The 25,191-nt window shown below is 26.7% G+C and carries 21 protein-coding genes; 14 read left to right on the forward strand and 7 right to left on the reverse strand.

The features are described from left to right. Positions 1–221: 221 nt before the first annotated feature. From BHAMNSH16_RS11040 to BHAMNSH16_RS11090, 11 genes are all read left to right on the forward strand, one after another. The gene (locus BHAMNSH16_RS11040) at positions 222–3,365 is read left to right on the forward strand and encodes an Eco57I restriction-modification methylase domain-containing protein (protein WP_241033608.1); all 3,144 of its coding nucleotides are present in this window, start codon (positions 222–224) and stop codon (positions 3,363–3,365) included. A gap of 69 nt (positions 3,366–3,434) precedes the next feature. Further along, positions 3,435–5,162, forward strand: coding sequence for an ATP-dependent nuclease (locus BHAMNSH16_RS11045; RefSeq protein ID WP_069732210.1), 1,728 nt, complete (start codon positions 3,435–3,437; stop codon positions 5,160–5,162). Beyond that, positions 5,149–6,273 carry a UvrD-helicase domain-containing protein gene (locus BHAMNSH16_RS11050; RefSeq protein WP_069732209.1) on the forward strand — a complete coding sequence of 375 codons (1,125 nt, stop codon included), beginning with the start codon at positions 5,149–5,151 and terminating at the stop codon, positions 6,271–6,273. The genes BHAMNSH16_RS11045 and BHAMNSH16_RS11050 overlap by 14 nt, the downstream gene beginning before the upstream one ends. A 54-nt stretch (positions 6,274–6,327) precedes the next feature. Then, positions 6,328–7,638 carry an Eco57I restriction-modification methylase domain-containing protein gene (locus BHAMNSH16_RS11055; protein WP_008729260.1) on the forward strand — a complete coding sequence of 437 codons (1,311 nt, stop codon included), beginning with the start codon at positions 6,328–6,330 and terminating at the stop codon, positions 7,636–7,638. Positions 7,639–7,948: 310 nt separating this feature from the next. Next, on the forward strand, positions 7,949–8,479 hold the full coding sequence (locus BHAMNSH16_RS11060) for a hypothetical protein (RefSeq protein WP_069732207.1): 531 nt from the start codon (positions 7,949–7,951) through the stop codon (positions 8,477–8,479). Beyond that, complete coding sequence (locus BHAMNSH16_RS11065) at positions 8,469–9,644, forward strand: hypothetical protein (protein ID WP_069732206.1); 1,176 nt, start codon at positions 8,469–8,471, stop codon at positions 9,642–9,644. Before BHAMNSH16_RS11060 ends, BHAMNSH16_RS11065 begins: the two co-directional genes overlap by 11 nt. A gap of 1,154 nt (positions 9,645–10,798) precedes the next feature. Further along, positions 10,799–11,041 carry a type II toxin-antitoxin system HicA family toxin gene (locus BHAMNSH16_RS11070; protein ID WP_008728036.1) on the forward strand — a complete coding sequence of 81 codons (243 nt, stop codon included), beginning with the start codon at positions 10,799–10,801 and terminating at the stop codon, positions 11,039–11,041. A 2-nt stretch (positions 11,042–11,043) separates the two neighbouring features. Beyond that, positions 11,044–11,220, forward strand: a complete 177-nt coding sequence (locus BHAMNSH16_RS11075) for a type II toxin-antitoxin system HicB family antitoxin (protein ID WP_008728037.1) — start codon at positions 11,044–11,046, stop codon at positions 11,218–11,220. Positions 11,221–11,391: 171 nt separating this feature from the next. Further along, entirely contained in the window at positions 11,392–11,544 is a 153-nt protein-coding gene (locus tag BHAMNSH16_RS14745) for an Eco57I restriction-modification methylase domain-containing protein (RefSeq protein WP_123809073.1), read from the forward strand. Next, positions 11,501–12,763, forward strand: a complete 1,263-nt coding sequence (locus BHAMNSH16_RS14750; protein WP_069731939.1) for a TaqI-like C-terminal specificity domain-containing protein — start codon at positions 11,501–11,503, stop codon at positions 12,761–12,763. The genes BHAMNSH16_RS14745 and BHAMNSH16_RS14750 overlap by 44 nt, the downstream gene beginning before the upstream one ends. Then, positions 12,764–14,677, forward strand: a complete 1,914-nt coding sequence (locus BHAMNSH16_RS11090; RefSeq protein ID WP_088859753.1) for a P-loop NTPase fold protein — start codon at positions 12,764–12,766, stop codon at positions 14,675–14,677. A 228-nt stretch (positions 14,678–14,905) separates the two neighbouring features. Here the strand turns inward: BHAMNSH16_RS11090 and BHAMNSH16_RS11095 are convergent, their stop codons facing one another. The 3 genes from BHAMNSH16_RS11095 to BHAMNSH16_RS11105 all read right to left on the reverse strand — a co-directional run bounded on the left by BHAMNSH16_RS11095 (position 14,906) and on the right by BHAMNSH16_RS11105 (position 16,419). Continuing rightward, positions 14,906–15,154: a DUF2442 domain-containing protein gene (locus tag BHAMNSH16_RS11095; RefSeq protein WP_008730080.1), complete on the reverse strand. Its 249-nt coding sequence runs from the start codon at positions 15,152–15,154 to the stop codon at positions 14,906–14,908. Positions 15,155–15,156: 2 nt separating this feature from the next. Then, a complete protein-coding gene (locus BHAMNSH16_RS11100) occupies positions 15,157–15,411 on the reverse strand; it encodes a DUF4160 domain-containing protein (protein WP_008722843.1) in 255 nt (84 codons plus the stop codon). Positions 15,412–15,801: 390 nt separating this feature from the next. Beyond that, complete coding sequence (locus BHAMNSH16_RS11105; protein WP_008730081.1) at positions 15,802–16,419, reverse strand: HD domain-containing protein; 618 nt, start codon at positions 16,417–16,419, stop codon at positions 15,802–15,804. A gap of 121 nt (positions 16,420–16,540) precedes the next feature. Here BHAMNSH16_RS11105 and BHAMNSH16_RS11110 point away from each other — a divergent pair, with 121 nt between their 5' ends. Next, positions 16,541–16,804 (forward strand): hypothetical protein, encoded by a 264-nt coding sequence (locus BHAMNSH16_RS11110; RefSeq protein WP_069731970.1) that lies wholly within the window; start codon positions 16,541–16,543, stop codon positions 16,802–16,804. A gap of 241 nt (positions 16,805–17,045) precedes the next feature. Then, positions 17,046–20,171, forward strand: a complete 3,126-nt coding sequence (locus BHAMNSH16_RS11115; protein WP_008730085.1) for an efflux RND transporter permease subunit — start codon at positions 17,046–17,048, stop codon at positions 20,169–20,171. 124 nt (positions 20,172–20,295) lie between these two features. Here BHAMNSH16_RS11115 and BHAMNSH16_RS11120 read toward each other — a convergent pair whose 3' ends face one another. The 4 genes from BHAMNSH16_RS11120 to BHAMNSH16_RS14345 form a co-directional block, all read right to left on the reverse strand. Beyond that, a complete protein-coding gene (locus BHAMNSH16_RS11120; RefSeq protein ID WP_008730088.1) occupies positions 20,296–21,000 on the reverse strand; it encodes a B3/B4 domain-containing protein in 705 nt (234 codons plus the stop codon). A gap of 146 nt (positions 21,001–21,146) precedes the next feature. Beyond that, a complete protein-coding gene (gene rpmE / locus BHAMNSH16_RS11125) occupies positions 21,147–21,350 on the reverse strand; it encodes a 50S ribosomal protein L31 (protein ID WP_008724038.1) in 204 nt (67 codons plus the stop codon). A 302-nt stretch (positions 21,351–21,652) separates the two neighbouring features. Then, positions 21,653–23,059: a hypothetical protein gene (locus tag BHAMNSH16_RS11130; protein ID WP_069731969.1), complete on the reverse strand. Its 1,407-nt coding sequence runs from the start codon at positions 23,057–23,059 to the stop codon at positions 21,653–21,655. A gap of 220 nt (positions 23,060–23,279) precedes the next feature. Then, the gene (locus BHAMNSH16_RS14345; RefSeq protein ID WP_164071382.1) at positions 23,280–23,459 is read right to left on the reverse strand and encodes a hypothetical protein; all 180 of its coding nucleotides are present in this window, start codon (positions 23,457–23,459) and stop codon (positions 23,280–23,282) included. Positions 23,460–23,661: 202 nt separating this feature from the next. On the opposite strand from BHAMNSH16_RS14345, the gene BHAMNSH16_RS11140 reads away from it, so the two are divergent. Then, positions 23,662–24,525: a hypothetical protein gene (locus BHAMNSH16_RS11140; protein WP_008730105.1), complete on the forward strand. Its 864-nt coding sequence runs from the start codon at positions 23,662–23,664 to the stop codon at positions 24,523–24,525. Positions 24,526–25,191: the final 666 nt, after the last annotated feature.

Here is a 25,191-nt window from a genome sequence, read left to right on the forward strand (position 1 = left end):
CCGCATACCCTCGCCACAGGCGGACTTCGTCAGGTACTTCCTTTGGTCGCGTACATTTTACTATCCGTAATGGTTTGCGTTACCGTGCGGAATGCCCACACGAAGGGTACCCGAAATGAAGTAAGGGTATAGGCTAATACTGCGTAGCTAGGCGAGTAGTTGCAAAATGTGCGGTTTGGGTGTATTGTATGTAAAAATATAATTTGGGGGGATTTTATTTTATGGATAAGCACAGCACAGCACAGCACAGCACAGCACAGCACAGCACAGCACAGCACAGCACAGCACAGCACAGCACTTTAAACTATTCTGGTAATTATGTCAACTCTGATTTTAAAAATCAGTCATACGAAAAAATACTTTCTCTAATTAAAAAATTTAAATCTAATTATTCTCAATACACTAATAAAAATTATAATGAAACGGAGACTAGAAGGGATTTTTTGGATCCGTTTTTTGAGGCGTTCGGTTGGGATGTGGCTAACAGGGCGGGTAAGTCTCAGACTTATAGAGATGTTATTCATGAGGATAAGCTCAAAGTGGGTAAAGAGACAAAGGCTCCTGATTATGCTTTTCGTATTGGCGGAAATAGGGTTTTCTTTGTGGAGGCGAAAAAGCCCGGGGTTAATCTTAAAGAGGACAGTTTGCCTGCTTTTCAGCTTAGGAGGTATGGTTGGAGTGCCAAGCTGGGGATTAGTTTTCTTACTGATTTTGAGGAGCTTGCTATTTATGACTGCACTAGAAAGCCTAGCATAAATGATAAGGCTTCTACTGCTAGGATTGAGTATATTCATTTTGAGGATTATTTAAAAAGGTTTGATTTTCTTTATGAGATACTTAATAAAGAGAGTATTGAGCAGGGTTCGCTTGAGAAATATATTGCGGGGAGTTCAAACAAAAAAGGTACTGAAAGCGTTGATATTGATTTTTTAAGCACGCTTGATAATTTGCGTACTAAACTTGCTTCTAATATATCTAAATTAAACAAAGATTTGTCTGTAAGGGATTTGAATTATGCGGTTCAGCAGATTATTGACAGGATTATATTTTTGAGGGCGGCTGAGGACAGAGGCATTGAAGAGTATGGGGATTTGAAAAGGACATGCGAGAGTAAGAATGACAATTTTTATAATAATCTTTTGGGGATTTTTAAAAGGGCTGACGGTAAATATAATTCGGGGCTTTTTGATTTTGCCAAAGACAGTATAAGCGGTAATATAGAGATTGACAATAAGGTGATAAAGGAGATTATTAATGAGCTTTATTATCCTTTGAGTCCTTATGAGTTTTCTGTGATATCGGTTGAGATAATGGGGAATGCTTATGAGCAGTTTTTGGGTAAGACTATCACTATAGGGAGGAATCATAGTGCGAAGATAGAATTAAAACCAGAGGTGCGTAAGGCTGGAGGGGTATATTATACGCCTGAGTATATAGTTGATTATATAGTGGAGAACACGGTTGGTGAGGCTATAAGGGGTAAGAAGCCAGAAGAGATTGCGAATATAAAAATATTGGATCCTGCCTGCGGCAGCGGAAGTTTTTTGCTTGGGGCGTATAAATATTTACTTAATTATCATATTGAATATTATAATAAGATAAAGGACAGGGCGAAGTTTAAGGGGTCGAAAGAAGATGTGATAAAAGAGAATGGGGATTTGACAATTTGGATAAAGAAGCAGATATTACGCAACAATATATTTGGGGTGGACATAGACAGCAATGCGGTAGAGGTAACGAAATTATCGCTTCTTATGAAGTGTTTGGAGGGGGAGAGTCCTGCGTCAATACAGAACAATCAGGATTTATTTAATGAGCGAGCTTTACCGTCATTGGAGGATAATATAAAATCTGGAAATTCTTTAATAAACAGTAATTTTAATAGTGAGGGAGAGCGTTTATTTTCATCTGATGAAGATACGCAATATAAAATAAAATGCTTTAGTTGGGATAAAGAATTTTCAAGTGTAATTAAAAAAGGAGGATTTGATATAATTATTGGAAATCCGCCTTATGTAAAAGAGTATACAGACAGAGAAAGTTTTGAGAATGTAAAAAAAGGAAATTTATCTAAATATTATCAAGGTAAAATGGATTTATGGTATTTCTTTGTTTGTTTTGGTTTGGATATTTTAAAAGAAAATGGAAAACTAGGATTTATCGCTCCTAATAATTGGATTACAAATGCAGGGGCGTCTATATTAAGAAATAAAGTTTTAACAGATTCAAAAATTTTAAAATATGTAGACTTTGGAGATTTTAGAGTTTTTCTTGAAGCTGGTATTCAAACAATGGTATTTATATTAAATAAAGAAAAAATTAATAAAGATTATGAAATTGATTATTGTAAAATTTTAAATAAAAATATAGATGTTATAGATATAGAAAAATTTTTATTTGAAAATGAACCGTCAAACGATATAAGTCATATAAAAACCATAATATCAAAAGATAAAATGTTAAATAATTTAATAACATTTATTGATAGTAGTAAAGATAAAGTATTATCAAAAATAAAAGAAATGGGAAATTATTTTTTAACATCAGAAAATACAGCTCAGGGTATAGTATATCCACAAGATTATTTGAATGAAAAAAACAGGTCTATATTAGGTGGAGATTTTAAGGTTGGAGATGGAATTTTTGTTATAAGTGATGAAGAAAAAAATGCATTAAATTTATCTAAAGAAGAATTAGAATTAATAAAACCTGTATATACTACAGAACAAATAAAAAGATATTATGCAGACAGTAATAATAAAGAATGGGTAATATATACAGATTCGACTTTTAAAGATATAAATAAAATAAAAAAATATCCTAATATAAAAAAACATCTTGATAAATTTAAAAGTGTTATTACTTCAGACAATGCACCTTATGGTTTGCATAGAGCTAGAAAAGAGAATTTTTTTGTAGGTGAAAAAATAATATCTGTTAGAAAATGTGTTGATAAACCTATTTTTAGTTATGTTGATTTTGATTCTTATGTTTCTGCTACATTTTATGTTATAAAGCCAGAGGATATTGATTTGAAATATTTAACGGGTATTTTGAATTCAAAGTTAATAGCTTTTTGGTTAAGGAACAAGGGAAAAATGCAAGGGTCTAATTATCAAATTGACAAAGAGCCTCTCTTAAATATTCCAATTTGCAATACTGACAATGAAAGTTTAAAAAACAAGTTAATTAATCATGTTAACGAGATGATAGAATGTAATCAAAGGCTTATAAATGAAAAAAATCCTGACAGTATCAATCGCATTAAAAATGATATTGCAGATATTGATTCCTTTATTGATAAAACTGTTTATTCTATTTATAATATATCAGAGGAAGAAAGAAAGATTATTGAGGGCGAATAAAAGGAACTATAAATTGTGTAATTTTTATAAATAAGAATTATAATTAGTTATTAATTTTAAGGAAAATATATGCATATTAAAACAGTGAAAATTCAAAATTTTAAATGTTTTGAGGATTTTGAATTAAATTTAAATGAAGATATAAATATAATAGTAGGTAATAATGAAGCTGGAAAATCAACTTTGTTAGAGGCTATATATTTGGCTTTAACAGGTGTTTTAGATGGAAAATATTTAAAAAATGAAATCAATCCATATATATTTAATAAGAAAGCTGTAAAAAACTATTATTCTAATAAAAGTTCTAATTATAAGGAGTTACCAGAAATTATTATAGAATTATATTTTGAAGTTGGAAAAGATGAAGATAATGAATTTAAAGAAATGCGTGGAAACAATAATATGAAATCAGTTGATGAATGTGGTATACAGTTTAAAATATTATTTAATGAAGACTATCAGGAAGAATATAAAGAGTTTTGTGATTCATATAGTTGCAATAACAATGAATTAGAGGTATTACCTATAGAATTTTATAAAATAGAAACTAAATCTTTTGCTAGAGATCATTTAACTCGTAAAAAAATTCCAATTAAATCCGTTTTAATAGATTCATCTATTAATAAATCAAAGAATGGCTCTGATATTTATTTATCATATATAATAGAAAAATCTATAAGTAATGAAGAAAAAATACAAATTCTTAATGCCCATAGAGAAATGAAATATACATTTTCTAATGATAAAAATATAAAAAATATAAATGATAGAATATTTCAAGATAAATATAATATTTCTGAGAAAGAATTAAAATTGTCAGTAGATTTATTACATAATGATTGGCAAAATACACTTCTTACATATATTGATGATATACCATTTCAATATATAGGTAAAGGAGAACAATGTTATATAAAAACTAATTTAGCATTATTAGATAATAAAGCACAAGATGCTAGCTTAATTTTATTAGAAGAACCAGAGAGTCATTTATCACATTCTAAATTAAATAGTTTATTAGACAAGATTAAATATAATATAAGTAATGTGTCTAATAAAAATAAACAGATTATTATAACTACACATAGTAGTTTTGTAGCAAATAAAATGTTATTAAAAAATATAATAATGATAAATTATGAAAACAGTATTCATTTCACTGATTTAAAAGAAAAGACATTTAATTTTTTTGAAAAAGTTTCTGGATATGATACATTGAGATTAGTATTGTCAAAGAAAACAGTGTTAGTAGAAGGTGCTAGTGATGAATTAATTTTTCAAAGAGCATATAAAGATAAATATGGAAAACTACCTATAGAAGATGAGATAGATGTAATATCTGTTGGAACATCTTTTTTAAGATATTTAGAATTAGCAGAAAAATTAAATAATAAAGTTATAGTAGTTACTGATAATGATGGAAATGTACAACAATTAGAGAATAAATATAAAGAATATAAAAATAATAATAATATAAAAATATGTTACGAAAAAAAAGAAAATACTTTTGATGATTTAGATATAAAAATATCTGATAATAAAAATAATAAAAATAATAAAAATAATATTAATAATAAAAATAATATTAATAATATTAATACACTAGAACCAAATTTATTAAAATATAACAATATAGATTTATTTAATAAAATTTTTAAAACAAATTGTAAAAATAATATTTCATTATTAAATTATATGTTAAATAATAAAGTAGAATGTGCTTTAAGAATATTTGAATACCACGATGCAATAGAATATCCAGAGTATATAAAAGAGGCTGTAAATGAGTGTGAATAAGTTATTTCTTGCTGCAGCAGGTTGTGGAAAGACTACTTATATAATAAATGAAGCATTAAAATTAAAAAATCATAATATATTAATTACAACATATACAGATAATAACGAAAGAAGTATAAAAAAAAAGATTCTTGAAATAAATGGTACTATACCTAAAAATATAAAAGTTCAAACTTGGTTTTCATTTTTAATTAAGCATGGTGTTAAGCCTTATATTACATGTTTAACTAAAAATATTAATGATGTTAAAGGACTAATATTTGATCAACATAAACATAATAGTAAAATTGATAGAAGTAAATCAGAATATTATTTTTCTAAAACTAATAAAATATATTCTGAAAGTCTAGCGGAATTTGTTTTTAACTGCAATTATATTTCTGATAATAAAGTTATTAATAGATTAGAAAATATTTTTGATATTATTTTTATAGATGAAGTTCAAGATATATCAGGATATGATTTGGAAATTATAAGATTATTATTTAATAGTTCTATAAATGTATATTTAGTTGGTGATTTAAGGCAACGAATATATCAAACCAACAATGCTCTAAAAAATTCTACTAAAAAAAATAATTCTAATAAAAATTATAGTATAAATATATATGAATATATTATAAAAAATAAAGGATTATTGAATTGTGATATAGATAATACCACATTTAATATATCTTACAGAAATAATAGAGAAATATGTGATTTTGCTTCTAAACTATATAAAGAATTTGGAAAAGTATCTTCTCATTCTCAATATTCAGATAGTCATGAAGGAATTTATTTTATTAATGAAAAAGAAGTTAACAAATATTTAGAAATGTATCCAAACAACATTGTACAACTAAGATATAGTAAAAAATCTGCCAATAGTTTAGTTAATACAAAATATCCTATAATGAATTTTGGAGCTGTTAAAGGATTAGAATATGATAGGGTTATAATTTTTCTTACATCTGGGTTGATGGATATTTTAAAAGATAATGATATTGTAGAATATTCGGATAATAAATCAAAATTATATGTTGCTATTACTAGAGCTAGACATAGTGTTGTTTTTGTTACAGATGAAGATTTAACAGAATATGGTATAAAGAAATTTAATTTTGTTTGATGTTGGGTAATCAGCCGCACGTACATTGTACTATCCGTAAGGGGTTGCGTTGCCGTGCGGGAAGGTGCTACAGCTCGTAGTTATGTTCAAATTCAAGGTATGGAAAAGGAACTTAAAGAAGGCTACAAAGAAGCTAATTATAAAAATTATGTTTTAACAGGCGATATTTATCAATTATTTTTTGAAAAAAGTTTAGATGTACTCAAGGTTGGCGGTGTTGTGGGAATGATAACTTCTAATAAGTGGATGCAGGCTAATTATGGAGCTATTACAAGAAATTATTTTTATAAAAATGCAAATGTTAATGGCGTTATAGATTTGGGGGCAGGAAGATTTCAAGGAGCTACGGTAGATACTAGTATAATAATATATTCAAAAAATGACGGTGAAATAAAAATTAATGAACCTAGAGAGTTTAAGGCTTTAAAATTTTATGATGATTTGTCAGAACTTGAAAATATACAATTTGGAGATGACAAAGTTATTGCCAATCATGATAAAGAATGGCTTATAATGAATAATCTTGAGAATAGTATTTTTGAAAAAATAAATAAACATAAGCCTTTAAAAGATTGGGACATTCATATTTACAGAGGTGTTTTAACAGGATTTAATGAAGCATTTGTTATTGATGAAGAAACTAAAGATAATCTTATAAAAGAAGATGCTAAAAGTGCAGAGTTAATTAAACCTGTATTAAGAGGAAGAGATATAAAAAGATATTATTCATGTTATACTTCATATTTAATTAATACTCATAATGGTATAAAAGAAAAAAATATACCGCCTATTAATATAAAAGATTATCCAGCTATAAAAAAACATTTGGATAAATATTATAAGCAATTAGAAAAAAGATTAGATAAAGGTATAACTCCTTATAATTTAAGAAATTGTGCTTATTTATCTAGTTTTACAAATATTAATATAGTTTGGCAACGTATAACTGATAGAAATAAATTTGTAGTTTCAAATGAAGGTGAATATATACTTGATAGTATGGCTTTTATTAATGGATTAAATTCAAGAGAAAAAGCATATTATATATTGGGGGTTTTGAATAGTAATTTAGTATATTTTTGGATTAAACATAATGTTCATGAATATGGTCATACAGGTTTTAGACTTTCAAATCAATATGTTGAGATAATACCTATTCCAGAGCCTGACAAGGATACTGAAAATAAATTAGTTAATCTCGTCGACAGTATCATTGACTTAAACAAAAAATTAGCCTCTGAGAAAAACCCTAACACTATTGAAATGATTAATACGCGTATTCAGGCGGTTGACAAGGCTATTGATAAGATTGTGTATGCTTTGTATGGGCTTAATGATGAGGAAATAAAGATTATTGAGGGGTAGTTCTTGTAAATAAAGAAAGCAAACTTTTTTCCCTGTTCTTTTTTGGTGTCAAAAAAGAACCAAAAAAACATTTCTTTTGTGGCACAGGTAAAGCCCGCCTACGGCGAGAAACAAAAAGCATTTACAATATTGAGGTATAACTCTTTATTTCTGGTATTGAGTTATACTTCTTTTTTTTATTATTAAGTTTGTGGCTAGGGCTGTTAGCCCTTGTTTACATGTATAGGGTTATATATAGTGGGTTGATAATTTAAGGGTTTTGTTTATAATTTAAACTGCTAATAAAAAAAATATTATTTAAGGAAAATCAATGAAAGAATTTGCTATTGTTTTAGCACCTGTTATACTTAATACATTTACTACTGCTATATTTACTTTTATTATAACTAGAAAAATAGATAAAAGTAGTAAGCAAAGCAAAATAATTTTTGAAGAATTAGAAAATATAGCTGTGGAATTAAATACAATTTTATTGGATATAATGTCTGATAAACATGAAAAAATAGCGGATAATATAAAAAGACTTAATATGCAAATGAATAAAATATATTTATTTGGTAGTATTGAAGCAATTAGGATTGTAAGTTATATAAGAAAATTAGAAAATCAACAATATATAATTTCTTTAGTTGCTTTATTGATTTCACAAATTAGATATGATTTAACTAGTAAAATAATAAATCCTATATATTGGTCTGAAATTAATTTGACAGATTTTAGTAAATATAGAGATGAGCATAATGAATATTTAAAAAAAGTTATTAAACATCTAAAACTTAATAAGAAATTTTTAAAAGAAAATACCAACTATGGTGAGGTATTAAATAAAAATGAAAAATAATATAATGTATTTTATTATTTTATTAGTTATATCTTGTTTAATATCTATTTTTGTTTCACATATTTTTATATCTAATAGAGAAAAAATTGAACCAATTTCAATAAGTATAAATATTTCTGATACTAATGCAAATCTTATTGAAGAAAGTTTTATTACAAAAACTATAGAAGAAAATATCAATAAATTATATGATAGAAGTATATCAAGTTTAAATACATCAATAGTTTTATTTTCTACTTGTTTAGGTATATTTACTGTTTTATTTGGTGTTTTTTATATATCAAAAATTAATGAAATACAAAAAGAGATTAATAATATTAAAAGTTTACCAGAAGAAGTATTTAAAAAATTTTATAAACAAAAATTTAAAGACGATATAAACAATTTGTTATCTGATGATGTAATAAATAGAAATATAGCAATTAAAGGATTAAGCAATAATACAGAAATAACAAAAGATGATTTTAATTTATTAGAAAAATTTCTTTATGTAGAAATTAATTCTAAAAATAATGTGTTTTATTATACAAATATTTGGATTATTTTATCAATCTTAGTAGGTTTAGATTTAAATAGAACATTAAAATTAATAATCAAAATTCTAGAAAATACTAATGAACCATTTAATAAAATTTCAAATTTTATTCAATTTTTATTTATAGATCCAGATAACATAATTTTAGATAAATATATAAATAAAATTTTTATATCAAATGATAATACTATTTTAGTAAATTATATATTATCATATTGTTATTTATATACACAAATTTCAAAATATTTTGATGTTATTATAGCGAATTCTAATGAGAATACAATAGTATCATTATTATCACAAATAAATTTATCTATTACAAAAAATGATGCAGAATTATTTTTGAATCTATTATTAAAGAATAGAAAAAATATAGAAAATGAAAGTAGTATTTTGAGTTCTATATTATCAAATGAAAATATAGATAATATTCAAAAAGCGGAATTAGTATTAATGGTATATTATAAAAATAATGAAAATGAAAACTTTTTATATAACTATCTTATTAAGATTATAACTAATACTAGTTACATAAATGAGTTTAAAAATATATATGATTCTAAATATAGAAATAAATTATCTTTGGAAAGTTTTTTCCAAAAATATTCTAGTTTAAAAATAAAAATGTGATAAATTTTCAATGTATTCTTTGATGTTTGGTAATCAGCCGCACGTACAGGTGGCGTTTGGTAAGGGTGAGCGTTGCCGTGCGGGGGTGGTGCTACAGCTCGTAGGCGGGAATACCCCCGACCGTAGGGAGTGCGTAGCTAGGCGAGTAGCTGGAGTGTTTCAAATGGCTAGCTTGTATGGGTTGGGAAAGTCCGATTTTTTTCGTTTTTTCTAAAAAAGTTACTGTTTGCAGGCTTGTTTTGTTAAAAATGTTTGTTTAATAATAAGGGTGGGTTAGGGTGGGTTAAATGGTAAATTTTAAAAAATTATTTATGGGTTAGTTTTAGTTTGGGGTTGGCTTTTTAGTTAGGTTATTTTTTGTTTGATGTTGGGTAATCAGCCGCACGTACATTTTACTGTCCTTAATATTAAGATATACGGTGTGGGAAGCCCCTACGGCGAGTAGTAGGTAATCAGCCGTATATTTAAGTAGGTCATTATTTCAGAGTAAAAGGCTTTAGCCTGCGTTCAATATTTAATAAAAATTCGCGTTAGCGTTTTTGGTATGCTACCAGAATGTTTGGGTTATCCTACAGTATGTAAATGCTTTTTGCTTCTTTTGTGCCACAAAAGAAATAGTTTTTTGGTACTTTTTTCATAGGAAAAAAGTACAATCTTTTTCGTATTTTTTCTAAAAAAGTTAGTTTTTTAGGCTTATTTTCTTAAAAATGTTTGTTTAACTATATAGGGTGGGCGGGCGGGTGCAATAGATTGTAAAGAAAAGTTTACATATTATTTCTGGGTTAGTTTTTGAGTTTGGGTTGGCTTTTTAGTTATTTTCTTTTTTTTGATGTTGGGTAATCAGCCGCACCTACATTTTACTGTCCTTAATATTAAGATATACGGTGCGGGAAGCCCCTACGGCGAGTAGTCAGCCGCATACCTAAAGGTACTTCCTTCGGTCGCGTACATTGTACTATCCGTAATGGTAAGCGATACCGTGCGGAATGCCCGTATGGCGAATACTCAGCCGCACGTACATTGCACTATCTGTAAGGGTAAGCGATACCGTGCGGAATGCCCATATGGCGAATACTGCGGGAAGCCCCCGACCGTAGGGAGTGCGTAGCTAGGCGAGTAGTTGATTTTATATTGAATAACTTTATAATTAAAATATGAATAAAAAAGAAATTATTAATAAACTTACAAATAATAATAAAAATATTAAATATTCTTATTTTTGTAATATTGTTGAATCTTTTGGTTTTGTGTGCAAAAGGCAAAGAGGAAGCCATAAAATATATTCCAAAATAGGGGTTAGTGAGCTAATTAATATACAAAATGTTAATGGTGAGGTAAAACCTTATCAAATTAAGCAGTTTTTATCTCTTGTTAAAAAATATGGTTTGGAGGAGTAATTATGAACTATAGTATAAAAATTTTTTATAGTGAAGAAGATGAGGGTTATATAGCTTTATCTGAAGAATTAGACTCTATTAGTGCTTTTGGTGCAACAGAAGAAGAAGCCTTGAAAGAAATCAAAGATGCGATAGCACTATATTTTGAAGAAAAAAATATATCATTAAAAAAGTCATGAAATTTTGTTTTTGAGTTGTGTGTTTTTTTGGTTATTTTCTTTTTTGATGTTGGGTAATCAGCCGCACTTACAGGGTGCGTTTGGTAAGGGTAAGCGATACTGTGCGGGAAGGTGCTACAGCTCGTAGGGGAGGATGAGTTTAAAAGCGTTTTTAAAGCGGGCGGTTTCGATGTGGTGATAGGCAACCCGCCGTATGTAAGAATGCAAACACTTTCAGATACTAATAAAGAAACTGTTAATTATTATAATAATATTTATACAGATTATGTAAAAGGAAATTATGATTTATATATTATTTTCTTTTATAAAGCTTTTTCTATGTAAATTAGGATATATTTTACCCCATAAGTTTTTTCAATCAGAAAGTGGAGAAAAAATAAGAAAATATTTATATAATAATAATGCCATTGATACTATAGTAAATTTTACTACAAATCAAGTTTTTAGCAATGCTACAACATATACTTGTTTACTCTTTTTATCTAAGAAAGAAAAAAATAATATTTTATATAAACAATTTAGTTTAAATGATGATTATACAAATTTATCTAATATAGAGTATGATAAATTTGATTACTCTATTTTCAATAATAATTCTTGGAATTTTAATAATTTAGATGTTCAATGTATTTTAAATAAGATTTATAATCAAGAATTATTGTTTTCAGAAATAACATATAAAATATTTAAAGGTTCTTCTACAGGTAATGATAATATTTATTTGTTTGATATTTTAGAAGAAAATCAAAATACTTATATAGTTAAATCTAATATTTCAGAAGAAAAAGAAGAATTAGAAAAAGATTTATTAGTTCCTTTTCTTTATGGGGAATCTATAAGAAGATATCAGGATTTAAAAGCAGCTAAATATTTATTATTACCATATGTAAAAAATAAAGATGATGATAATATGTCATTAATAGATATTAAAGAATTAAAAATAAAATATCCGTTAACATATAGATATCTAAATAAATATAAATCAGTTTTGTTAACTAGAAAAATCAAAATGAATGATAATGATTATTATAAATATTCGGCTTTAAGAAGTATTAACTATTATGAAAGAAAAAAGATTATGATACCAGATATGTTGGTAAGTTTAAGAATTAGTTATGATTTTGAAGGTTGTTTTTATCATGGTCCAAGTATACATAGCATAATATTTAATGAAAAAATTAATAATATTAACGAAATGTATTTTTACACTATTTTAAATTCAAAGATATTTTGGTTTTTTGTATCAAATACTAGTACCGCTTTGAGGGGTAATGCCTATAGATTAACTCCTGAATTTATATCTCCTTTTAAGTTTCCTAATTTGGATTTAAACAACAAACAGGACAAGGAAATGCATGACAAGATGGTTGCTTTAGTTGATAGTATCATTGCTTTAAACAAAAAATTAGCTTCCGAGAAAAATCCTAACGCCATTACTATGCTTAACAGGCAGATTAATGCCGTTGTCAAGCAGATTGATTCTTTAGTCTACAAGTTGTATAATTTGAGCGATGATGAAGTGAGGATCATTGAGGGGGAGTGAATGGAAAATATAGATAAATATTTTAAAAATATAAAAAATACAATAAAAAATTATTTAGCTGAAAAAAATACAGATTATGGGATAATGCTTACAGGTGAATGGGGGTGTGGAAAAACTTATTTTGTAAAAAATCTATTAAAATTATATAAATATAAAAAACTTTATATTTCTATATCTGGAAAGGAAAATATATTGGAAATAGTAGATGATATATATTTATCAAGTTTAATAAAAAAATTTAATTCTAATGATATAAGTCTTAATACTACAAAAACTATATTAAACAATGTTAGTGGTATATTGGTTGATACAATACCGATAGGAAAAGATATAGGAAAAAATATATTAAATATTCTTAAAGAAATAAATAAGAATATAGATAAATTAAAAAATGTATTTTTAATCATAGATGATGTTGAAAGAATATCAAAAAAAATAAATATAGAAGATTTATTATATTCTATTTATGATAATTTTATATCGAATAATGTAAAAGTGTTATTTATTTGTAATGAAGAAGTATTAATTAATAATGAAGAGTATAATAAAATAAAAGAAAAAATCATAAGACATACTATAAAATTACATAGTATAGATAAAAATAATTTTAAATTATTTTTAGAAACATATATAATAAAAAATTTAATATATGATAAAGACATAGAAAATTATTATATTAGTAATCATTTTTTTTATGAGCAATGCATACCTAATATTATTAATATATTTATGGAAATGGAATGTTATAATATAAGGACTTTTAAAAAATTCTTTGATATGTCAAAATATTTCTTAAATGAAATAAATAGATTTATAGAGAAAGAAGAATATAAATTAAACAATAATGAAGAATTATTTTTAGAAATATTAAAAAATTTTTCTTTTGTATTAATATCATATGATAAGAATATTAATACAAATATTTTATCAAATTTTGATTTAGTAAATAGTGAAGAATTTTCTCAAAAAACAAATGAGGATAAGTCCAAAATTACAGAAAATTTTACAGATATATATTCAAAAATAAGAGAATTAAATTTAACATATAATAATTCTATATTTTATTTTTACAGATATTTAAAATGTGGTTTATTAGATTTTGAGCAAATACATTTAATTTATAAAGATAAAATATATTTGAATAAAAATGTCTTGAAAGCTTATAATATAGTTAGTCAAGGTTATGAAAGTTATGACATAATAAAAGAAAATATAAATATAATATTTAAAGAAATGAAAAATGATAAATATAATTTTAGTATAAAATCTTGTTGGAATATATATAAAATTGTTTATATTAGTTACGCTAATCTTTTTGATGATATAAAAAAAGATAGTTTTAATATTTTGAAAGATACTTTAAAGTATCATTGGAGTATTACAAATATTAAAACTATTTACTATTCAAAAATTGGATATGAGAATAATAATTTCTTTTTTTATCCAGCTTTTGAAGTAAAAATTAATATAAAAGAATGTGATAGTAATTACAATTTAGAAGAATATGAAAAAGAATTGTTAGATTACTTATACACTGAAAAAATAAAAGAAATACCAAATGAATTTAATGAAGTATTAGAAAATTTTAAATGCCATAATAAAGATTATTTTGTATCAGATTTTTATTTGAATTCTAAAATATTATATTTATTATTTATTCCACAAAATTTACAACTTATTCCTATAGATGTATTTTCAGTGAGAATATTATTGGAGTTTTTATATTCAGATATTACGATAAGAAATTCTTTTGAGCAATATAAAATTTATGACTATAATGCCCGTAAAGTAAGGGATATGATAAATAATTTGAAACCATTTATAGATAATATAGAAACAAAAGATGAATATTTATTAATTAGAATATGTGAATTAAAAGAAAGAATAGAATTCTATAATAATACAGATTATTAGTTGTTTAATATTGGATAATAAACCGCATACCCTTCTGGTACTTCCTTCGGTCACGTACAGTTGACTGTCTGTAATGGTAAGTGATACCGTGCGGAATGCCCGCACGAAGTGTACCTGCAACGAAGTAAGGGTATAGGCGAATACTGTGGGAAGGTGCTACAGCTCGTAGGTGGGAAGGTGCCGACCGTAGGTGGCAAGTAGTGTCCGTAGGGTGAAGCTAGGAGTGTATTATATAATCTCGTAGGCGTAGTATAAAGTATTACATGATATATCCAAATCATCATTCCAAGAAATACCGTATCCGCCAGCATCCACTTTTACAAGATTAAATAAACTGATGTCATTTAAAATTTCAAACTCTTTATGCTCAGAGATTAGTTTTTTCACATCGTAATATCTTACTTCTTCATTTTCAAAGATTATTTTTAAGATTAGATTGTCCATAGCTTTAACATTTTTTATTTTGTGGAAAATCATAATTACTCCAAAGGTTCTAATTGTTTAAAGTTTTGTGTATTCCAAATATTTAGTAGTTCATCTTGATTATTTTTAGCCCATTCTAATACAAGAGAACATGCTTTATTAGGTAAATCGCCTTCTATCATTTTTAATTCATTTATATCGATAACTCCAACATATTCTCCATATATAGCATGAAAGTGCGGAGGATTATGTTCTTTTTGCTGAAAGTACATTTTGATGATGATACCATAAAATCTTGATATAACAGGCATTTTAAGTCCTTATTTTTTTATTAATTCTAACATATGGATTATGTTTTTACAAATATTTTATTTTTGTTTGATTTCGTGTAATCAGCTGCATACCCTTACCACAGGCGGGCTTCGTCTCGTGTACTTCCTCACTCTGTTCGGTCGCGGGGGCATTTTGTAAGGGTAAGCGATACCGTGCGGAATGCCGTATGGCGAATACTCAACCGCATACCCTTACTCCTACTTAGGACTTCGTCAGGTAATTTCCTAGGTCGAATACATTGTACTATCCGTAAAGGTGAGCGTTGCCGTGAGGAAATATGTTATATATATAGTATGGACAAATACTTAGAAGGCTAGGTGAGTACTTGGAGTGTCTACCCATAACAAATAAAGTGTATATGCGAATGCTTAAATAATACTCTCTTTTATGTTAGGAAGTAAATTGTAAATAGAAGTTCCTATTGTGCTTTCAAAATATGATTTTATTTCAAATACCTTCTTCCATCTTAAAGCACTTTGATGAAATGTACCATATCTTAAAGCTACATCTATAAACCTTTTTTCTAAAATACAAAAACCTGTAGGTAAGGCAAGACTATCGCATAGCTGAATAAGTAAATCATAATCATCATATACAGCATTACTGATGAACTCTTTCATAAAGTTGTAATCATCTTCAGGCATATCGAATTTTCCTATTGCTGTGTTTATGTCCTTTATCATGAAGGCATGACTTATGCATATTTGAGCCAATTTATCCCAGCCGTATTTAATGCAGTATTTGTAACCATCTATTAAATGCCTCTCCGCACTTATTCCTGTGTACCTTCCTATGTCATGAAGAAGCCCGAATATGTATGCATTATCTTCATCTAGTTTTTTGTTTGAAGAGTTTTTATTGTAGTGTGAGGCTATTATTCTTGCAGCTTTAGCAGTGTACCTTGAGTGTTCAGCCCAAGGAGTAGGGTTTGATTTGTATGCTTTGTTTAATTCGCATTCTGCTCTTTCTAAATCTAATATTTCCATAATTATTTCCTATTTGTTTATATTAATTATAATAATATAAATTTTTTAAAAAATAAATATTATAGGGAACTTTTATCATATTTTTTCGTCTAATAAAATAAATAAAAACTAGGGTATCACTATGTTAAAAAAAATTATTTTTGCATTTTCTTCTATAATATCGCTTTTTTTATTGAGTTCATGCTCCCCAGCATTTGATAGAATGTTTCATATGGCTCCTCCGCCTCCGCATGCCAGACATTATTTTGATTTTCCTATGATGTTTGGAGGACCTTTTGGTATTAACGGAATTCTTAGCATAATAATAAAAATATTAATAATTATTGCATTAGTATTTTTAGTAAAGATTTTGTACAATAAAGATAAAAATAATAAAAAAGAATAATTTGTTATTTTGCTGTATATTTATAGCAGTTTATTTTGTAAGAGTGTATATATGACTATTTTATTAGTCTGATACTTATATATTAAGAAATATTTGTTTTGTTATGCAATTATATCAATGATATCGAATTAAAATATTATTAGTTTAAAAGTTATAAAATTTATAATAAAAACTATTGAATATTTTTTAGAATTTAATATCATATTTCCGTAGTATTTTTATGATATAAATTTGTAAAAAAATGAAAAAATTTATTACTTTCATAGTAAATAGACCTACAACAGTATTTGTTACATTAGTATCCATGTTCATAATTGGATTTATTAGTATATCAAGACTAAGTATAAATTATCTTCCCAATATGGAAGTTCCGATTATCAGCATAAAAACAACTTATGATAATGCCGGAGCGGAAGAGGTGGAAAAGTCTGTTACAAGATTAGTTGAAAATGCGGTATCATCTGTTAATAATGTAAAGACCATTAAATCAAAATCTAAAGAATCAGAATCTAATGTTGAAATAGAATTTAATTGGGGAACAGATTTGCAGACGGCAGCCGATGATATAAGAGAAGCCATTGATATGATTAGGTCTTCTTTGCCTGATGATGCGGATAATCCAAATATATCTAAATTTTCAACAGATGCAGAACCAATAATGAATATAGCTTTTTTTGGTACGGATAATTTGGCATCTCTCTATGATTTAGTTGATAGCCAAATACTCACGAGATTGGAGCAAGTTGAAGGAGTAGCACAAACAGAAATAAGAGGCGGATTAAAAAAGATTATTTCTGTAGATATAGATGTAAATAGAATTAATGCCTATTCTATAAATATTAATGATATAGTATCAACACTTTCTTTAGAAAATCAGAATGTTGCAGGCGGTGAAACTTATGAGGGCATTTATAAATATAATATAAGAACTACAGGAGAGTTTAAAGAAGTAGGAGATATTGAAGATGTTGTCATTGTACTAAAGAATGGTACCTATCCTGTAAGGGTAAGGGATATAGCTTATGTTCATGAGGATTATGAAGATGATTCTGAGATTGTTCGTATTAACGGACAAAAAGCTTTAACTATTGCAGTAACTAAAGAGTCAGGCGGCAACATTATACAAATAGCAAGAGATGTAGAAAAAAGGCTTAATGATATTATGCTTCCTTCAGGAGTTTATTATAAGATACTTTTTAATAGTTCCGATACAATAAATAGTTCTATTCATAATGTTTTGAATACTGTGTGGCAGGGAGCTTTATTTGCCGTATTAGTTCTTATGATATATTTATGGGATATAAGAAGCGTATTTATAATAAGTATCTCAATACCTGTATCTGTAATAACTACTTTTATATTGATGTATTTTTTCAATATTACCATTAATGTAATATCTCTTTCCGGTTTAGTGCTTGGTGTTGGAATGATGGTTGATAATTCTATAGTAGTTCTTGAAAATATTTTTTATTACAGTAATTATTTTTCTAAATACAATATTAATAAAAATGATAAAAGAATGATAAAAATAAATAATATAAAATCATCTATACTAGGAACTAGTGAAGTGTCTATTGCAATAACAGCTTCTACTTTAACAAGCGTATGTGTATTTCTTCCATTTTTGTTTGTCAAAGGACAGATGGGGCAGATGTTTAGCGATTTATGTATTACCGTTTCTATATCATTATTAACTTCTCTTTTTGTGGCTTTAACTATAGTACCGCTTTTAGCATCAAGATTAAATAAACTAAATCCTGATAGTAAATTAAATTTATTATTGATGAAATTAGAAACTTTCTTTAATAAAAATCTTCATAATAAGATAGAAAAGTTTTATGTAAGCATTCTTTTAATAGTGATAAAGAATAAAAAGAAATCATTTGCTTTAATATCTCTTTTATTAAGTTTATCATTGTTTTTATTATTAATGAATATAGGTAAAGAAGGATATCCCGTATCAGATGAGGGTACTATTATATCAAGATTGAGACTTCCTGTAGGGTCTAGAGTAGAGTTTACAGATATGTTTATTGAAAGAATGGAAAAAGATATAGAAAGTGCTGTTAGCAATAATATGGCATACTATGAAACCAGAGTGAGAACAGGGAGAAATGAGCATCATGGGGAAGTTAGAGTAAAATTGATAGATAGAGAATATGGAAGAAAATTTGATATTAGTCATTATATAGAGAGTATAAGAAATAAAGTTAATGGATATCCTGGACGAATAGAGCTTAATTCTGAAAATACTGCTATGGGAAAACCTAAAAATTACAGTGCCATTATTATAGAGCTTGTAGGAGATGATCTTGACAGGGGATATGATGTAGCAAGTAATGTTATAGCCGCTGTAAATAATGTTGATGGTATTAGAAGTGTTTTAATAAAAGAAGATGACTCTAATCATGAACTTATTTTTGATATAGACAGGGATTTAGTATCTAAAATGGGTATCAATATTAATACGATTGCCAATATTATAAGAACTTCATTCAGCGGTACAACTGCAAGCAAGATGACTTTAGATAATTCTATATATGTTGATACAGATATAATAGTTCGTTTGGAAGATAGAAACAGAGATGATATTTCAAGCATTCAAAAAATGATGATTCCTACTTCAAATGGTATAGTACCAATATCATCGCTTGTAGACATACATAAATCTACAGGTCCTATAGAGATTAACAGGAAAAATGATAAAAGAATAATAGAGATAAATGCAAGTGCTTATGGAAGACCAATAAATGAAATTATTACAGATATCAGGAAAGAGCTTAATAAAATATATATACCAAGCGGATTTTCAATAAATTTTTCAGGCGATTATGAGGATATGCAGGAGGCTTTTGTTCAGCTAATCATTTCTATGATAATGGCTTTGGTATTTGTATATGCCATAATAGCAGGTCAGTTTGAATCTTATCTTACTCCTTTTGTTATATCTTTGGCAGTTCCATTTGCATTATTCGGGGCTTTAATATTTTTGTACTTTTCAGGAAATACTTTAAATGTTTACAGCGGAATAGGTATTATAATGCTTGTAGGAATAGTTGTTAACAATGGAATAGTTTTAATAGACTATATGAATAGGGTTGTAATAGAGAGAAATATAAGTTGGAATAATGCGGCATTGGAGTCATGCAGAAGAAGGTTAAGACCGGTGCTTATGACATCATTAACTACTATATTAGGATTATTACCCATGATTTTTGAAATAGGAAGCGGAAGCGAAATGTACAGACCTTTAGCTATAGCTGTTTGCGGAGGGCTTATATTTTCTACTATGTTTACTCTTATAATAATACCTTCTGTTTATTCTAGTTTTAGAAATAGATTCAATATAAAGATAAGAAACGATTAATTAAAATTCTAAATTTAATAAAAACTTGGGCGGGTGTGCTTTTAGAGTGCAGGCAATAAAGCTAATTTAAATTTATATTTTTAATTAAAACAATAAATTAAAAAGGGCGGGGATTAGAATAAAGTTAAAATTCTATATAATTATTTTTGGAATCTATAATTCCTGTTTTTATATCGCAGTTAAAAAATTTTATTAATAACTCAGCAAGTTCATCTCTAGCTTTTATAGCTTTATCATCATTTGTCCCAATAAAAGCATCTATAGGAAATATTATATTTGAAGAGTTTTCAGTAATTTTTCCATGTTCGCTTTGTCTCCATATCCACCTTCTAGTTCTCACATCATTAGAAACAGCATACACCAATTCATTATTATCAACTTTTTCTGTTTCGGTTTCTCCAAATGGAAGGAATGTATCATCGCTTACGGAATATCTAATATAAAAATCTTTATTATTCATAGAATCTAAATCATGTGCTCCCATAGGAAGTTTATATTTAATAGAAACCGCATTAACTAAGTCTACTACAGAATTTATTTCCGGCATTCCTTTCTTCTTTGATATTCTTGTAAGTAATGCTTCTATAGAACACATAAATTTATTAGGATTAATATTTAGTTTTTGAAAAGCATTTCTATAACATTGTATATATTCACTTTCTTTTATCTTTATATTTTCAAATTCTTTTTCAGCATTTGAAATACTTTCTTTAAGCATAGCTGATATATCATTTATTTTATTTTTATTATCAATTCCTTTAGCAATTATTACAGCAACACATATATCATTTAAAGTTTCAAATACTTTATTTTCTATAATGAATTTCATTATTAATCCTAATATTTAATGATTATTTAGATTGAGATTATTTTTTATTTTGTTAGAAAGATAATATATGTTATTAATAAAAAGTAATTAGTCTAAGCGGTAAAATAGCTTAAACTAATTATTTTTTATATAATTTACTTTAGACATTATTTTTTTAAACCATAACGTTTTTTAAATTTATCAACTCTTCCAGCAGTATCAAGAATTTTTTGTTTTCCTGTAAAGAAAGGGTGGCAGTTATGACAAATATCTACGTGTAAACTTTTTTGTACGGAATGAATTTTGAAATTGGCACCGCAGGCACAGTTTACATCTGTTTCAAAATATTGTGGATGTATACCTTTTTTCATTTTTGCTTCTCCCATTAAAAGTAAAATATTAGTAAGTATATATTATATTATAAACTCTTACTTTTTGCAATACTATATAATATAATTTTTTAAAAATTGATGGTATTGTTCATTTTTCTTTATGGAGTTTTTTAATTTAGGGATAAATAATAAATTCAATTAAAAATATTTCTATATGAACTCACTTTAAAGTAATTTAAATAATTAATTTCATATTCAATATTTTTTATAAAAAAGTGAGAAAATATAAATAATTATAATTTTCTCACTTTTTATCATTCTTATAATATAATTGGTGTTTTTTAATTATTTACAACTGTATCATAATAATTAACTATATACCAATAATCTCCCATTCTTCTCAAAACAAAAGTTCTTTTTACAACAGGATCATAAATATCTCCTGTATCAGCATTAAAATATCTATGATAAAGAGTAGTTTCTACTTCAGCTTTTTGTAAACCATATTCCTGAGTAATAGTTGTTTTATCTATTGTGTAATTTAAAAGTGTATAAGTTACTGCAGGATCATATTCTTTTCTAATCATATCAAGTACGGCAGTGTAATGTTCTTTTAACTTAGCATCTTTAGTAGCAATTACATCTCTTTGAAGTTCTGCTATAAATGCATTTCTTACCTGTCTGTCATAAGCTGAAGTTAAATATTTTTTGAATTCTTCAAAAAGCATTTTTCTATCTTCCGGTAATGAAGTTCTATAGAGAATATCAAATCTTATAGCAAGTTCTCTTATATTGCTTGATTTATAAGCCATTTCCAAATTATTTAAGAAATTATTTCCAAAATTAGTTCTTAGCATATCAGCACTTATACTGTCTGAGAATTGAGTTCTTAGGTAATTTTCAAAACTTAATTCTCTTGCTTTCTGACGAATTCCTGTATCGGTAAAATCCTCTAAATATGCATTGCTGTAATTATTTCTATATGTTTCATAATATCTTTGGCTTATGCTTATTATAGAAGGCATATGCATATAGTTGTAATAATTAGTCCAGTCTCTATTTTTCATAGCAAATAAAGTGTTAGATATAATGCTTGACGGAGCATAATTGTATAAAACACCCTGATTTTGTGATAGATTATTGTTGTTATTTGTAATATAAACAGGTGCATTGTTTGTTTGTGTTTGATATACTCTAGCAGCTTCCAATAAAAAGTAAGCAGTATCTGCATGCATAGAAAAATTATCACTTATTTCAGGCATAGGATTGAAACTGCATTCTATTCTGTATCTTCCTATTTTATCGAAATGGAACCAATTATTTAAATCTATATAATATGAAAAACTTTCTCCTTCATTAAGAGTTACTATTCTATCTTGAGAATTATCTAATGTTCTTTCATTTTTATATTTCCAAAGTGTATAATTATCTGATGATACTACAGGGTTGTTATAATTATCATAAACAGTAAAGCTATAATTATTAAACGGATTAACTGAGTTTGTAAAACTTATAGTTCCCTTTTTAGCATATATTTTTATTTCCATAGTTATAGGTTCATTTAATCTATATCTGTTTAAATCAAAATTCATGCTTATTGTGTAGCTTGAAGGAGAAACTACATTATCATTTGGATAAACTCTCTCTATTTGATCTAACATAATTGTGTCTAAGAAGTTGGCATTTTGAGCAAATATATTAGAACAGCTAATAATTATAAATAAAAGTAAGAATATTCTATATTTCATATCTAATTACCTTAAAAAATACTACTATAATAGTTTATCGGAAAAAAGTAAAAATAACATAAGAAAAATTATATGTATTTGATATTATTATGTTTTAAATAAAAAACAATAGTTTTATTAGCTTTTATTGTAAAAAAATACAAATATTATTTAATAAATATTGACAATTTTATTTATTAATTTAATATATAATTAGGTAATTTGGATGGTGGAATAATTACTATGCAACAGCAACAGCAACAGCAACAGCAACAGCAACAGCAACAGCAACAGCAACAGCAACAGCAACAGCAACAGCAACAGCAACAGCAACAGCAACAGCAACAGCAACAGCAACAGCAACAGCAACAGCAACAGCAACAGCAACAGCAACAGCATACCTATTTATTAATAGTATCATAAATATAAAAAAAGTCTATACACAATATAATTTTAAATTATATTTATTTTCGCATTGCATAAATAAAAAAATCATCAAATCAAAAAGTCTAATTAATACCTTTTTAATTTCTATTCAAAATACATTTTATATCTTTGATAACTTATTAAAGATAAAAAATTTTTAATTGTTATAAATAAAAAATATTTAAGGAGCAACCAAAATGAAAAAAGCGGTTATCAAAATTATTTTATGCCTCACAGCAGTAATTTTTGCCGTAAGCTGCGGAGGCCCTACAAATCCAGATCAAGGAGAATTTTCTGTTAATATTGACTCTTATGGAAGAAGGGAAGAGAAAACAATAGGAACTTCATCAGAAAATACTTCTTTAATAAAAGAAGGAAAAATTACATGTTATCCAGGACAAGAGACTAAAGTTGAGATAAGTAAAGTTACAGTTGTATCATTAGGAGTATCATTAGAACCTTCAGATTTTGAATTAACAACTTCTACAGTATCAGAAACAGCAAATGAGATAGGAATAAAATTATCTGCATCAGGAATAGAAAAAGTAAGAAAAGCAACAGCTGGACAAGTATCTGAATATATATTCACATTCTTATTCACAAGAACATCAGACAATAAAACAGTTGCAGATGATGGTAAATTATATGTTGCTAATATAGATATAATAAAACAAACAGATATAGAAACAGCAATGCAAAATGTAGATAATGGCAGTGCAGGAAAAGGAAATCTAGTTGTAAGTGAAACACCTACATGGGCATTTAGTTTATATGGGTTTACACTAAATAAAACATCAGGATTTACAGCTACAGCTACAAGTTCTTCTGGAAGTGTGTATGTTAGTAGTGCTGAAAGTGCTATTACATTGCAAACTAAACCAACTGGTTTTTTCTTTACTACTGAAGGAAAAAAAGATACAGAGAAGCAAGCAACATTTACAATTAAAGTGAATATAAATAATGGATATATGCTTGATGATGCTGTAAGCTATGCAGCTACAGACGGTTTCAAATTAATTTTAAATCTTGGAAGCACAGGCGGAACTTGGAATCAGCTATAAATTAAATCAATCATAATAATAAAAGCCTGTCTTAATAGTTTTATTGGGGCAGGTTTTTTATCTATAAACTTATTTTACCACGCGTTGAATCTGCTCTATAAACAAAGCTAGTTAATAATTAAACATTTACTATAAATTTAAATTCTTTCCGCCGCGTGCTTTTAAAAGCTCCCAAATTAAAAAAACGCTTGGGTGGGTGTCCTTTCTCTTAACAAAGCTAATAAGGATTAATGAAATGATTATTACAAAGTAAAATTATAAATCTTAAAGGGCGGGGAATGAGAAAAATTCTAAATTTAAAAAATATTTAACCACGCGTTTAACTTTTTATAAAAACAAAGCTAGTCGGCAATTAGATAATTTTACTATAAATCAGAATTACGCTCACCGCGTGCTGTTAAAGTTCACAAATGAAAAAAACTTGGGAAATGTTCTTTTTCTAAATAAACATTAAATATAATCTAAATTATAATTACAAATAATATAATAGACCTGTTGCAATTTTGTACATACATATAGTTATATTATTATACAATATATTAAAAATAATATTTATAATTTTAATAATTGGGGCTTTGCCCCAAACCCCACTTCTTTTGTTGGCACAAAGAAGCAAAAAGACTGCATTTTTATATCTTATTTTGATAAAATCATATTACATTTAAA

The sequence above is a fragment of the Brachyspira hampsonii genome, from assembly GCF_002214805.1.
Classification (GTDB): domain Bacteria; phylum Spirochaetota; class Brachyspiria; order Brachyspirales; family Brachyspiraceae; genus Brachyspira; species Brachyspira hampsonii.